General features: G+C 69.9%; 12 protein-coding genes and 1 tRNA gene. 7 read left to right on the top strand and 6 right to left on the bottom strand.

The window, feature by feature from the left end:
• Positions 1-39: 39 nt before the first annotated feature.
• Positions 40-537 carry a hypothetical protein gene (locus tag OHA61_RS20800; protein ID WP_389370460.1) on the top strand — a complete coding sequence of 166 codons (498 nt, stop codon included), beginning with the start codon at positions 40-42 and terminating at the stop codon, positions 535-537.
• Between the two features lie 55 nt (positions 538-592).
• Here the strand turns inward: OHA61_RS20800 and OHA61_RS20795 are convergent, their stop codons facing one another.
• Entirely contained in the window at positions 593-1,063 is a 471-nt protein-coding gene (locus OHA61_RS20795; RefSeq protein WP_406304276.1) for a GNAT family N-acetyltransferase, read from the bottom strand.
• Positions 1,064-1,250: 187 nt separating this feature from the next.
• Between OHA61_RS20795 and OHA61_RS20790 the strand changes: the two genes are divergently transcribed.
• On the top strand, positions 1,251-2,657 hold the full coding sequence (locus tag OHA61_RS20790) for an NAD(P)/FAD-dependent oxidoreductase (protein WP_406304275.1): 1,407 nt from the start codon (positions 1,251-1,253) through the stop codon (positions 2,655-2,657).
• Here the strand turns inward: OHA61_RS20790 and OHA61_RS20785 are convergent.
• Together OHA61_RS20785 and OHA61_RS20780 are read right to left on the bottom strand one after the other, a co-directional pair.
• The gene (locus OHA61_RS20785) at positions 2,654-3,247 is read right to left on the bottom strand and encodes a hypothetical protein (protein WP_406304274.1); all 594 of its coding nucleotides are present in this window, start codon (positions 3,245-3,247) and stop codon (positions 2,654-2,656) included. The genes OHA61_RS20790 and OHA61_RS20785 overlap by 4 nt on opposite strands.
• 66 nt (positions 3,248-3,313) lie before the next feature.
• A tRNA-Thr gene (locus OHA61_RS20780) sits at positions 3,314-3,387 on the bottom strand.
• A 179-nt stretch (positions 3,388-3,566) separates the two neighbouring features.
• On the opposite strand from OHA61_RS20780, the gene OHA61_RS20775 reads away from it, so the two are divergent.
• The 3 genes from OHA61_RS20775 to OHA61_RS20765 all read left to right on the top strand — a co-directional run bounded on the left by OHA61_RS20775 (position 3,567) and on the right by OHA61_RS20765 (position 6,142).
• Positions 3,567-4,703 (top strand): ABC transporter ATP-binding protein, encoded by a 1,137-nt coding sequence (locus tag OHA61_RS20775; protein ID WP_406307406.1) that lies wholly within the window; start codon positions 3,567-3,569, stop codon positions 4,701-4,703.
• A 237-nt stretch (positions 4,704-4,940) separates the two neighbouring features.
• Positions 4,941-5,363 (top strand): hypothetical protein, encoded by a 423-nt coding sequence (locus OHA61_RS20770; protein WP_324971418.1) that lies wholly within the window; start codon positions 4,941-4,943, stop codon positions 5,361-5,363.
• Positions 5,364-5,419: 56 nt separating this feature from the next.
• Positions 5,420-6,142, top strand: coding sequence for an NDP-sugar synthase (locus OHA61_RS20765; RefSeq protein ID WP_406304273.1), 723 nt, complete (start codon positions 5,420-5,422; stop codon positions 6,140-6,142).
• A 64-nt stretch (positions 6,143-6,206) separates the two neighbouring features.
• Here OHA61_RS20765 and OHA61_RS20760 read toward each other — a convergent pair whose 3' ends face one another.
• Positions 6,207-7,877: a DoxX family membrane protein gene (locus OHA61_RS20760; RefSeq protein WP_406304272.1), complete on the bottom strand. Its 1,671-nt coding sequence runs from the start codon at positions 7,875-7,877 to the stop codon at positions 6,207-6,209.
• Between the two features lie 187 nt (positions 7,878-8,064).
• On the opposite strand from OHA61_RS20760, the gene OHA61_RS20755 reads away from it, so the two are divergent.
• Positions 8,065-9,567, top strand: a complete 1,503-nt coding sequence (locus OHA61_RS20755; RefSeq protein WP_406304271.1) for a hypothetical protein — start codon at positions 8,065-8,067, stop codon at positions 9,565-9,567.
• 10 nt (positions 9,568-9,577) lie between these two features.
• Positions 9,578-10,195, top strand: a complete 618-nt coding sequence (locus OHA61_RS20750; protein ID WP_406304270.1) for an NUDIX hydrolase — start codon at positions 9,578-9,580, stop codon at positions 10,193-10,195.
• A gap of 43 nt (positions 10,196-10,238) precedes the next feature.
• Here OHA61_RS20750 and rlmB read toward each other — a convergent pair whose 3' ends face one another.
• Positions 10,239-11,192, bottom strand: coding sequence for a 23S rRNA (guanosine(2251)-2'-O)-methyltransferase RlmB (gene rlmB, locus OHA61_RS20745; RefSeq protein WP_406304269.1), 954 nt, complete (start codon positions 11,190-11,192; stop codon positions 10,239-10,241).
• An 85-nt stretch (positions 11,193-11,277) separates the two neighbouring features.
• A complete protein-coding gene (gene cysS / locus OHA61_RS20740; protein WP_406304268.1) occupies positions 11,278-12,678 on the bottom strand; it encodes a cysteine--tRNA ligase in 1,401 nt (466 codons plus the stop codon).
• Positions 12,679-12,698 lie beyond the last annotated feature (20 nt).

Raw genomic sequence — 12,698 nt, 5'->3', positions numbered from 1 at the left:
GCGGCAGTGACCCCGCGCGGCCCGTGACACCATCGACCCGTGCTCGACATCGGCTACTCCCTCTCCCGCCGCTTCCCCGACCCCCCGCAGACGGACTACCGCCGCGCGGACGTCCAGGCCCTGCGGCACGACCTCTTCTGCGGCGACGTCTACCTCGCCGACACCAAGGAGGACCGCGAGGTCTCCACAGCCTGGGGATGGGTGCCGGTCCTCGACTTCGCCTGGGCCCTGTGCGACATCGTCGAGCAGCTCGACCGCGACCCCCGCGGCAGCCGCGCCGCCACACCGCAGCACGCCGAGCTCGACTTCACCGAGTCGGCCGACCGCATGCTCTTCGAGCGGCGCTTCGGCTGGGTGGACGTGGAGGCAGACTGGATGCCCGGCGACGAGCCGCCGCTCACCTTCAACCACGGCGAGCTGCGCCGCGAAGCCCGCGACTTTCTGCACGACCTGATCGCGGACCTGTCCGACATGCACGAGGGCCTCGCCGACAACCCCGTGGTGTGGGACATCCAGGCCCGTTTCCCCCGCGTCTGACACTCGGGAGGCAGGGGGGCACGACGGGGTCCCTGGTCCCGAGCCTCGCGATCGCCTACGAGCCCAACGAGGGCAGCGCCTCGTCGGTCAGCCGGTACACCGTCCACTCGTCCTGCGGCTTCGCGCCCAGGGAGCGGTAGAAGTTGATCGACGGGGTGTTCCAGTTCAGTACGGCCCACTCCAGGCGCTGATACCCGCGCTCCACACAGATCCGTGCCAGCTCCGTCAGCAGCGCCTTGCCGTGGCCGGCACCGCGCAGCGCCGGACGCACGTACAGATCCTCCAGATAGACACCGCTCACGCCGGTCCACGTCGAGAAGCTGAGGAACCACAGCGCGAAGCCCGCCACCTCCCCCTCGTCCGTCTCCGCGATGTGCGCGAAAGCGGCGGGCCGTTCCCCGAACAGCGCCTCGGCCAGCTGCTCCTCGCTTGCGCGGGCCGCATCCAAGGCTTTGTCGTACTCGGCGAGTTCGCGGACCATACGGTGAATCTCAGGGATGTCGGCCGGTTCGGCGATACGAATCATGAAGCCAGCCTGCCCGCCCGCCCCTCCACCGTGCCAGCCGTTCTGGGCAATGGACCCGCTCCCGGCGCCTGCTCCCCGCGCGCGGGCGGAACCCCTGCCCGTGCGGCGACCGGTCCCGCGTACGACGATGAAATGGCGGGCGAGTACCCTCCCGCCACACGCACTCACGCTGAGCAGCAGGGGCATCATGAGCACGAGCAGTACGAATACCGTCAACGGCGGCATATCGTTCTGGTACGCACAGGAAGGCACCCCCGTCCCCCGGGAGCCCCTCCCCGGCGACGCCACAGCAGACGTCTGCATCGTCGGCGGCGGCTACACCGGCCTGTGGACGGCCTACTACCTCAAAAAAGCCGTCCCCTTCCTGAACATCACCGTCCTCGAAGCCAAGTTCTGCGGCTACGGCGCCTCCGGCCGCAACGGCGGCTGGCTCTACAACGGCATCGCCGGCCGCGACCGGTACGCCAGACTCCACGGCCACGACGCCGCCGTCCGCCTCCAGCAGGCCATGAACGACACCGTCGACGAAGTCATCCGCGTCGCGGCCGAAGAGAACATCGACGCCGACATCCACAAGGGCGGGGTACTCGAAGTCGCCCACACCCCTGCCCAGTTGGCCCGCCTCAAGAACTTCCACGCCGTCGAGATCGCCTTCGGCGAGAAGGACCGCGTCCTGCTCGGCGCCCGCGAAACAGCCGACCGCATCCGCGTCACCGGCGCCGTGGCCTCCACCTGGACCCCGCACGGCGCCCGCCTGCACCCGGTCAAGCTGGTCAAGGGCCTCGCGGAGGCCGTCGAAGCCCTGGGCGTCACGATCCACGAATCGACGCCCGTCACCGAAATCAAGCCCAAGCACGCGGTGACCCCCTACGGCACGGTCCGCGCCCCCTACATCCTGCGCTGCACCGAGGGCTTCACCGCCAACCTCAAGGGCCACAAGCGCTCCTGGCTCCCCATGAACTCCTCCATGATCGCCACCGAGCCGCTCCCCCAGTCCGTCTGGGACACCATCGGCTGGGACGGCCGCGAAACCCTCGGCGACATGGCCCACGCCTACATGTACGCCCAGCGCACCGCCGACAACCGCATCGCCCTCGGCGGCCGCGGCGTCCCCTACCGCTACGGCTCCCGCACCGACAACGACGGCCGCACCCAGCCCGCCACCGTCGAAGCCCTCCGCGACATCCTGGTCCGCTTCTTCCCCACCACCGCGGGCGTCCGCATCGACCACGCCTGGTCCGGCGTCCTCGGCGTCCCCCGCGACTGGTGCGCCACCGTCACCCTGGACCGCTCCACCGGCCTCGGCTGGGCAGGCGGCTACGTCGGCTCGGGCGTGGCCACCACCAACCTCGCGGCCCGTACCCTGCGCGACCTGATCCAACAGGACTCGGGCCAGTCGGGCGGCACCGACCTCACCACGCTGCCCTGGGTCAACCACAAGGTCCGCAAATGGGAACCGGAACCCCTGCGCTGGCTGGGCGTCCAGACGATGTACGCGGCCTACCGCACCGCGGACCGCCGCGAATCAACGGCCCACTCGGCACAGACGGACCGCATCGCCCAGCTGGCGGACCGCGTCGCGGGCCGCCACTAAGAGGTCCCCTGAGCCTTGCCCCGGCTTTCAGGGCGGCTGGACCGTGCGAGGGGTACCTCGCTGAACGGCACCGAGTGGCCGGGCGCGAGCTCCGCGGCGATCCCGTTCGTGATCGTCTCGGCGGTGTTGCCGTTCGGGGTGCTTTCGCCCTTGGTCGTCGCGACCGCGATGGCCAGCCGCTCGGCGGGGAGATAAGCCTGGACGGCGGCGTATCCGGAGAACGACGGGGTCTGCACGATCCAGCCGTTCAGGACCAGAACGGCGAGTCCGTAGTGCGTGGCCTCGGTGTTCACGAGGCAGACGGTCGCAGGACAGGTGGCCGTGGGTCCGCCCAGGCCGACCGTGCCCGGATCCAGCTGCTCCCGGAAGGCGCTCCGGGACAGCAGCTCACCGGAGCCGATGGCCTGGGCAGAGCGGGCCAGGTCGCAGATATGGGTGGTCACGACCGCGCCGGGGGCCGTGGTCCACGAGGGGTTCCAGAAGGTGGACTCCTCGTACAGGCCGCGTTCGGCGGTGAAGGCGTGCAGTACGGGCGGCTGTATGTCGGGCGTGAAACTGTTGCGGGTGTCACGCAGCCCGAGCGGGCCCATGATGCGCCGCTTGCGGGAAGGACGAGTGGCCCGGACCTGACGGGTCCGGGCCGGCGTGCACAGGAGAGCCCCCTGTCGGATTCGAACCGACGACCTACGCATTACAAGTGCGTTGCTCTGGCCAGCTGAGCTAAGGAGGCGCGTTCGAGCAGTCTAACCGGACCGGTCACCGCTCCCGGTCGAAAATTTCCTCACCGTCCCGCTACTGACAGATCGGACAACGCCAGGTAGCGTCACGGAAGGTTCACCACAGGTGGACTACACCACTCCCTTACTCGGATCGTCCGGCACGTTCCTGCCGGTGAAGGAGAACATCACCATGGCCACAGTCACGTTCGACAAGGCGACCCGGATCTATCCGGGCACCGAGAAGCCCGCCGTCGATCAGCTCGAGATCGAGACGCAGGACGGCGAATTCCTCGTCCTGGTCGGTCCCTCCGGCTGCGGGAAGTCGACCTCCCTGCGCATGCTCGCCGGTCTCGAGGACGTCAACGCCGGATCCATCCGCATCGGCGACCGCGACGTCACGCACCTGCCGCCCAAGGACCGGGACATCGCCATGGTGTTCCAGAACTACGCGCTCTACCCGCACATGTCCGTCGCCGACAACATGGGCTTCGCCCTCAAGATCGCCGGCGTCAACAAGAGCGACATCCGCAAGAAGGTCGAAGAGGCCGCGAAGATCCTCGACCTCTCCGACTACCTCGACCGCAAGCCCAAGGCGCTCTCCGGTGGTCAGCGGCAGCGTGTCGCCATGGGGCGGGCCATCGTGCGTGAGCCGCAGGTCTTCCTCATGGACGAGCCGCTGTCGAACCTCGACGCCAAGCTGCGTGTCTCGACGCGTACGCAGATCGCCAGCCTGCAGCGCCGCCTGGGCATCACCACGGTGTACGTCACGCACGACCAGGTCGAGGCCATGACCATGGGTGACCGTGTCGCGGTCCTCAAGGACGGTCTGCTGCAGCAGGTCGACTCGCCGCGCAGCATGTACGACCGCCCGGCCAACCTCTTCGTCGCCGGCTTCATCGGCTCCCCGGCCATGAACCTCGTCGAGGTCCCGATCACCGACGGCGGTGTGAAGTTCGGCAACAGCGTCGTCCCGGTCTCGCGTGAGGCGCTGTCCGCCGCCGCGGACAAGGGCGACCGTACGGTCACGGTCGGCGTCCGTCCCGAGCACTTCGACGTGGTCGAGCTGGGCGGCTCGGCGGCCAAGTCCCTTTCGAAGGACACCGAGGACGCCCCGGCCGGTCTCGCCGTGTCCGTGAACGTCGTCGAGGAACTCGGCGCCGACGGTTATGTCTACGGCTCCGCCCAGGTCGGCGGCGAGCACAAGGACCTCGTCGTGCGGGTCGGCGGGCGTTCCGTGCCGGACAAGGGTGCCGAGCTGCATGTCGTGCCGCGCCCGGGTGAGATCCACGTGTTCTCGACCTCGACGGGTGAGCGTCTCAGCGACTGATCCCCTGCCGCCTCGGCAGAGCCCAACTCGGCAGAACGGCCCCGCATTTCGGTGCGGGGCCATTCTGCGTATGTCGACAAATACCCCGGCACACACCAGCACACCCTGACACATCGGCGATTCCAGGACCTTTTCGAGCCCGTACGTCAACGCCGGATTCGAAAAGCAGCTTCGAACCATCCCCCGCCCGAGTGACTAAATGTCGCCAAATCATTACTGACCGCTACGCTCGCTCGCGTGACCCACACAGCCCGCCGAATCGGCCGCACTCTCGCTCTCGTTCTGCCCGTCGTCCTGGTGCTTTCCGGAACCCTCGCGGTCACCAGCGTCCCGTGGGCAGGGCACAACACCGAGTCGCAGATGCTCACCGCGTCCTCGGAGAACGTCTCCGTACGCGCCAAGCCGCGCGCTCCGCAGGACATTCTGCGCGACCGCCTCCTCACCGAGCTTCAGGAGAAGGGCGCGAACTCCGCCCTCACCCGCCTGCAGCGCACGGTCGAGGAGCGCCCCTCGCTCGCCCGGCACTGCATGTCGCTCGCCCGCGCGCTCGGCCGCGCCGCCGTCGAGAAGTACGGCCCCACGCGCGCGCAGACCTTCTCCCGCCCCGTGTGCGACACCTCCTTCGCGAGCGGCGTCTCCCAGCAGACCCAGGGGAGGTGAGCGCGGGGGCGAGGGGTGTGACACCTCCTCGCTCCTCGCCGCATATCGTTCACGGCATGCATACGCCTACGTATCCGACGCAGGCCGTGGTCCTGGCGGGCGGCCAGGGCTCGCGGCTGCGCCCGTACACCGATGACCGCCCCAAGCCGATGGTCGAGATCCCGGGGACCGGGACCCCGATCATCGGCCATCAGCTTGCCTGGCTCGCCGCCGAGGGCGTCACCGACGCCGTCGTCTCCTGCGGTCATCTCGCCGAGGTTCTCCAGAAGTGGCTGGAGAGCGCCGATCTGCCGCTGCGGGTGACCACGGTCGTCGAGACGGAGCCGCTGGGCCGGGGCGGTGGCCTCAAGTACGCCGCCGCCCGTCTCCCGCATCCGGACCAGCCCTGGTACGCCACCAACGGCGACATCTGGACCCGCTTCTCGCTGCGCGAGATGGCCGCCTTCCACGGCGAGCGGGACGCGATCGCCACGCTCGCACTCGCCCGCCCCCGGATTCCCTGGGGAGCGGTCGAGACGGACACCTTCGGGCACATCACGGACTTCGTCGAGTCCCCGCCGTCGCCGTATCTCATCAACGCGGGCGTGTACGTCTTCTCCGCGGCCTTCACAGAGCTGCTGCCCGACAAGGGCGACCATGAGCGCACCACCTTCCCCCGTCTCGCGCGTGATCGCCGTCTGGCGGGTTTCCCGCTGCCTCAGGGCGCGTACTGGCGGGCGATCGACACCGCCAAGGACCTGACCGAGGCCGCCAAGGAGCTTGCCGCGCAGTCGCGTTGAGGGATCCACACCGAAGGGGCGGCCACCGTGGTCACGGTGGCCGCCCCTTTCGTCGTACGCGGACTCAACCGAGCAGTCCGCCGATCACCCGGCCGCCGCCCGAGCCGCCCGAGGTGCCGGAAGTGCCGGAGCCTCCGGAGGTGCCGCCGCTGCCACTGCTCCCACCGGAGCCGTCCCCGCCGCCGGAGCCTCCTCCGCTGCCGGTGCCGGTGCCGCCGCTGGACGAGGGCCCGGAGCTGCTGGACGGCGGCTCCACGGGCTCGGACTGTCCGGGCGGCTGCTGTCCCGTGCCCTGCGTCTGGCTCGGCCGGTCGCCGATCGTGCCGGTCTCGCGGACCGCCTCCTTGGAGGGGGTCGCCTTCTCGGCCCTGGGGGTGCTGCTCTCGGACGGTGACGGCGTGCCGTCGTCGCCGCGGGTGCCGGAGGAGCTGCGCTCGCCGGTGGGTTCCTGCGGCAGCGGGGATCCGGGAAGGTGGTTGGTCGGGTCCTGGCCCGGCCCCGGCACGGTCACCATGTCGGAGGAGCGCACCGCCCCGCCGAGCACGGAGCCGATCAGCAGGGTGAGGCCGACCACGACGGAGGCGACGACGGTGCCGCGTCGCAGGACGCGCCGGCGCAGTTCCCACAGTTCGGAGCGCGGCCCCAGCTTGCGCCAGGCCTCTCCGGCGAGCCGTCCGTCGACGGAGTAGACCGGGGCGCCCGCGATGATCAGCGGGGACCAGGCGGCGAGGTAGATGATGTCGGGCGCGTCGTACGCCGGAACGGTCTTCCAGCTCACGGTGAGGATCAGCGCAGCCGACAGCAGCGCGCCGAAGACCGCCGCGACCCTCTGCCAGAGTCCCAGCACGGTCAGGACGCCGACGACGACCTGGAGGAAGGCGACGGTGAGACCCGCCCCGACGGGGTGGGACAGGGCGAAGTCACGCAGCGGTTCGGCGAGTCCCCACGGGTTGAGGGAGTGGAGCCACTTCACCATCGAGCCGCGTTCGCCGCCGTCGAAGTAGACGGGGTCGCAGAGCTTGCCCATTCCGGCGTAGATGGAGATGAAGCCGAGGAACACCCGCATGGGCAGCAGCACCACGCCGAGGTTCATGCGCCGCCCGGGGTAGTACGCGTGCCGCACGGCGTCTGCGCCGTGCCGTTGTACGGAGTTCTCGCCGCCCCTGCCGGTCTCGAACTCCTCGTCCTCGTACGGCTCCTGGCCGTAGGGGTGGTAGGAGTCGTACGAGTCGTAGGCGCCGACGGCCTTCCGCATCGGGGGCAGCAGCGGCCTGCCGGAGCCTCCGGACCCGGGTCCGCCCACGACGGGCGTGTGCGCGCTCTCAGTTGCTCGGCCGGCGGCGAGGTCGAGCCGCGGGATGACCTGCGTCGCGCCGGTGTCGTACGCTCCGCCGTCGAAGCCGCCGGAGTCGTAGCCTCCGGAGTCGAGCGCGCCCCTGTCGAAGGCGTCGGCGCCGAAGGCGTCGCGCTCCGCGGTGGAGTTGCGCACGGCTTGGAGCAGACCGGTCGCGCCGACGTCCCCCGGCGCCGACCTGCCGCTCCACACGACGGGCGCCCGCCGCCGCACCGCGGCGCCGGCGACGGGGATCCGTGCGGGGCGCGGGCTCTGGGCGAGCCGCACCCTGAAGCTGGCGTGGTTCACGATGACCTGCGCGGGATCGCAGTCCACCTTGACCATGCTCAGCGCAGGCTGATCATCGAACCCGGGCCGGGGCGTTCTGGTGTCCACACTCATCTAACCGAGTGACCTGTCTTTAGGACACTGCCCCGAAGGGCCCTATCTGTCCGAGACCCGTCAAGGTCCACTCCGTCAAGATCATTACAGTCGGCGTGGCCCGTTCGTGGCCCATGCGCCAATTCGTATGACGATCACCGCAGTTGGCACAAGAATGTGAGTCCGTCGCCTCAGAGGGAGATCATCAGTGACCGACCGCGCCGAGTCCGCACGGCCAAGCAATCAACTGACCTTCGGGGACCTCACCGACTATCCCGTGATGGCGCAAGCCCTGGACAACCAGTGGCTGCCACCGGATCTCGCCGCTGCTCAGCAGCGCCCCCACGCCACAAAGGGCAGCACTCCCAAGGCCGTTGCCGCCGCCTCCGCCGAACTGCGCCGCTCGCTCGTCAACAGCGGGACGCTCGTGATCAATCGCGCGTATCTCCTCAACAACGAAGCCCTCTACCGCAACTACCGCCCCGGCATCGAACCCGCCGAGCGCGAGGCCTTCGTCCGGCTGCTCAACGACCGCGCCCTGGTGCCCTACCTCTACCGGGAACGGGATCCGGGCGAGGAGTCCGCCTGGAGCAAGGACAAGCACGTACAGCAGTCGTGGCGCCGCCTGCTCGCCGACGAGGCGGAGCCCGCCTGCGTCCGCTTCGACTGGGACGACGACACCAACAGGGAAGAGACCGGCAAGGTCAGCAACTACTTCTCCACGAGCCTGTCCACGCTGCGCCGCCTGAAGATCCCGCAGCTCGCCAAGGACTTAGGCATCTCGCAGGAGCGCGCCAGGGCGCTGCGCGAGGGAATCCTCAAGGACATCTACGACTGGGCGGGCGAGCAGGACCCGGACAAGGACATCACCCGCAATGCCGTCTACCAGCAGTTCCTCTGCCGTCCAGGGTCCGAGCCGTACGAGCAGCTGTACCGGGAGGGGGAGGACGTACTCCCCGCGAAGCAACTGATCGACCTGCTGTACAGCGTGGGTGTGCCCAAGGCCAGCGGTCTGATCGCGCTGACCCCGCCCGATTCGCCGGCGCGCAGCGCCCTGCAGGAGCTCGGTGAGGCCGAGCGGTCGCCCGTGGCCGACCCGGAGGCGCTCGGCAGACTGCTGCGCGACGTCTTCGCCGACGTCCTGCACCGGGCCGTGGACGGGCCCAACTCCTATGCGGATCTCGGCCTTTCCGACATCACCATGCTGCGCCGCGAGGAGGAGTGGCGCGCCTACATCGACGCGCTCAACGGTTTCGTGCGGGGTGGCTTCGCCCACGGACGTGTCCCCGATTCCGACGCGTTCACGGGCGCGACCACCGAAATCGCCGAGCTGCACGCGAAGATGCTGCGCAAGGCGCGGAAGATCGGCCGCTCGGGGAAGGGTTTCCAGCGCGAGATCGGGATGGCCCTCGTACTCGAGTCGGCCGGCCTCTCGCTCCAGCTCGCGGGTGACGGAGTGTCGTTGCTTTCGGGCTCGGTCCAGCTGGCGAGCGCGGGCCTCGGCGCCCTGGTCGTCCGGCTGGTGTTCACGGACGGGGGCAGCGCTCTGCGCAGCGGGCTCGGGCACAGCGTGACATTTCCCACGCTCAGGCTGGGCAGTGTGAAGCGGGACTGGGAAGCGCTGCTCGGCGCGTACGGCGAGCGGATCACGGAGATCGACGCCCTGCCGCGCAGGAACCAGGCCGACCAGCAGATCCCCGACGCCCCGTAGAAGGACCCGCATGAACACGTACGACCGGCTGCGCACCGAGCGCCCCGAGCTCTTCGTCAATCTGCCCGGCGGCATCGAGATCCTGAGCGATCCGGAGGCGGTCGCGGCGGCGGGAGGGGTGGTGTACGAGGACCCGTATGTGATGGTCCTCCGTGATCCGGTCAGATTCCCGGACGGCAGGACCGGTACGTACATCCGCTCGATCGGCACCACCGAGGAGCCGGGCTGTGTGGTGCTTCCGCTGCTCGACGGCGAGGTGGTGCTGGTCGAGCACTTCCGGCACGCCACGCGCTCGTGGCTGTGGGAGGTGCCACGCGGTTTCGGGACGCCGGGGCTGACCGGTGAGCAGAACGCCGCGAAGGAGCTGCGCGAGGAGATCGGCGCGGATGTCCGTGAGCTGATCCCGCTGGGTGCGGTCCACCCGGACTCGGGCGCGGTGGGCGACCGTGTGCTGCTCTACGCGGCCCGGATCGACGCGATCGGCGCGCTTGCCCTGGGAGAGGGCATACGGAGCACGCTCACCGTGTCCTGCGCACAGGCGGAGGAGATGGTGGGCGACGGCCGGATCACGGACGCGTTCACCATCGTGGTCCTCAGCCGCGCAAGGCTGGCGGGCGTGACGGGCTGAAGGCTCCGCCCGGGGGCTTGCCGGGCCCCCGGGTCCGTCCGGATCAGACTCGGCGCTTGGACGCCTCGTACAGCACCACACCCGCCGCGACGCCCGCGTTCAGCGACTCCGCGCCGCCCGGCATCGGGATACGGACCAGGTAGTCGCAGGTCTCGCCGACCAGGCGGGACAGGCCCTTGCCCTCGCTGCCGACGACGATGACGAGCGGGCCGCCGAGCGCTTCGAGGTCGCCGACCTCGTGGTCGCCGTCCGCAGCCAGGCCGACAACGGTGAGGCCCGCCTTCTGGTACGACTCCAGGGCGCGGGTCAGGTTGGTCGCGCGCGCGACCGGGGTGCGGGCTGCCGTGCCCGCGGAGGTCTTCCAGGCGCCGGCCGTCATGCCCGCGGCCCGGCGCTCGGGCACGACCACGCCGTGGCCGCCGAACGCGGAGACGGAGCGGACGACGGCGCCCAGGTTGCGCGGGTCGGTCACGCCGTCGAGCGCGACGATCAGCGGGTCCTCGCCCTCGTCGAAGGCGGCGGCCGCGAGGTCCTCGGGGTGCGCGTACTCGTACGGCGGGACCTGAAGGACGAGGCCCTGGTGGTTGAGGCCGTTGGTCATCCGGTCGAGCTCGGGGCGCGGCGCTTCCATCAGGTTGATGTTGCCGCGCTGCCCGGCGAGCTGGAGCGCCTCGCGCACCCGCTCGTCGTTGTCGATGAACTGCTGGACGTACAGCGTCGTCGCGGGCACGCCGTCGCGCAGCGCCTCGAAGACCGGGTTACGGCCGACGACCATCTCGGAGGTGCCCTTGCCGCCACGGCGGGCGACGGGGCGGCGGGCGGCGGTCTTCTTGGCCTGGGCGTTGGCGACGCGGTTCTTCTTGTGGCCCTTGCGGGCGGACGCGGGCGGGGTCGGGCCCTTTCCCTCGAGTCCGCGGCGTCGCTGGCCACCGCTGCCGACCTGAGCGCCCTTCTTGTTGGACGTGCGGCGGTTCCTGCGCTGGCTGTTCCCGGCCATGACTACCTGTTTCCTGAAGCTTTCGAATGCGTACGTACGTAAGAAAGTGTGCCGCCCGGGAGCCCGGGCGGCACATTGTGGCCGGTCAGCGCGGTCCGAGCGTCCAGCGCGGCCCGTCAGGACCGTCCTCGACGACGAGCCCGGACTGCTGCAGCTGGTCGCGGATCGCGTCGGCCGTCGCCCAGTCCTTGCGGCCCCGGGCCGCCTCGCGCTGCTGGAGCACCAGCCGGACCAGGGTGTCGACGACGCCGTGGAGGTCTTCGCCGCGGTCGGCCTCGCCCGCCCAGTGCGGGTCGAGCGGGTCCAGGCCGAGGACGCCGAGCATGGCCCGTACCTCGGCGAGGCGGGCGACGGCGGCTTCCTTGTCGTCGGCGGCCAGTGCGGAGTTGCCCTGGCGGACCGTGGTGTGGACGATGGCGAGCGCCTGCGGGACGCCCAGGTCGTCGTCCATCGCCTCGGCGAAGGCGAGCGGCACCTCGGGCGCGGGCTCGACGACTCCCCCCGCCTTCTCGGCCACGCGCTGGATGAAGCCCTCGATCCGCGCGAAGGCTGACTCGGCCTCGCGCAGGGCCTCCTCGCTGTACTCGATCATCGAGCGGTAGTGCGGCGTACCGAGGTAGTAGCGCAGCACGATGGGACGCCACTGCTTGACCATCTCGGAGACGAGCACCGAGTTGCCGAGCGACTTGGCCATCTTCTCGCCGGCGATCGTCACCCAGGCGTTGTGCACCCAGTACCTGGCGAATTCGTCGCCGAAGCCCTTGGCCTGGGCGATCTCGTTCTCGTGGTGCGGGAAGATCAGGTCGATCCCGCCGCCGTGGATGTCGAAGGCCTCGCCGAGGTACTTGTGCGCCATCGCCGAGCACTCCAGGTGCCAGCCGGGCCGGCCGCGGCCCCAGGGGGTCTCCCAGCTCGGCTCGCCGGGCTTGGCCGCCTTCCACATGGCGAAGTCGCGCTGGTCGCGCTTGCCGGTCTCGCCCTCGCCGGACGGCTGGCGCAGCTCGTCGAGGTCCTGGTTGGACAGCTGAAGGTAGCCGGGGAAGGAGTGCACGTCGAAGTAGACGTTGCCGTCGGCCTCGTAGGCGTGTCCGCGCTCGATGAGGCCACGCATCATCTCGACCATCTCGGTGATGTGGCCGGTGGCGCGCGGTTCGTAGGTGGGCGGCAGGCAGCCGAGGGCGTCGTAGCCGTCGTTGAACGCGCGCTCGTTCTCGTATCCGATCGACCACCAGGGGCGGTTCTGTTCCGCCGACTTCCAGATGATCTTGTCGTCGATGTCGGTCACGTTTCGCACGAACGTGACCTCGTAGCCGCGGTGCATGAACCAGCGGCGCATGATGTCGAAGTTGAGATACGACCGGACGTGCCCGATGTGCGGGGGGGCCTGCACGGTCGCGCCACACAGGTAGATCGAGACGCAGCCCGGCGTGAGCGGGGTGAAGTCACGGATCTGCCGGGCGCTGGTGTCGTGCAGGCGAATGGTCACGCATCTAGGGTAGTGGCCCC

Source organism: Streptomyces sp. NBC_00885 (assembly GCF_045207475.1).
Lineage (GTDB): Bacteria > Actinomycetota > Actinomycetes > Streptomycetales > Streptomycetaceae > Streptomyces.
This window is presented reverse-complemented; position numbering and strand designations above follow the sequence as displayed.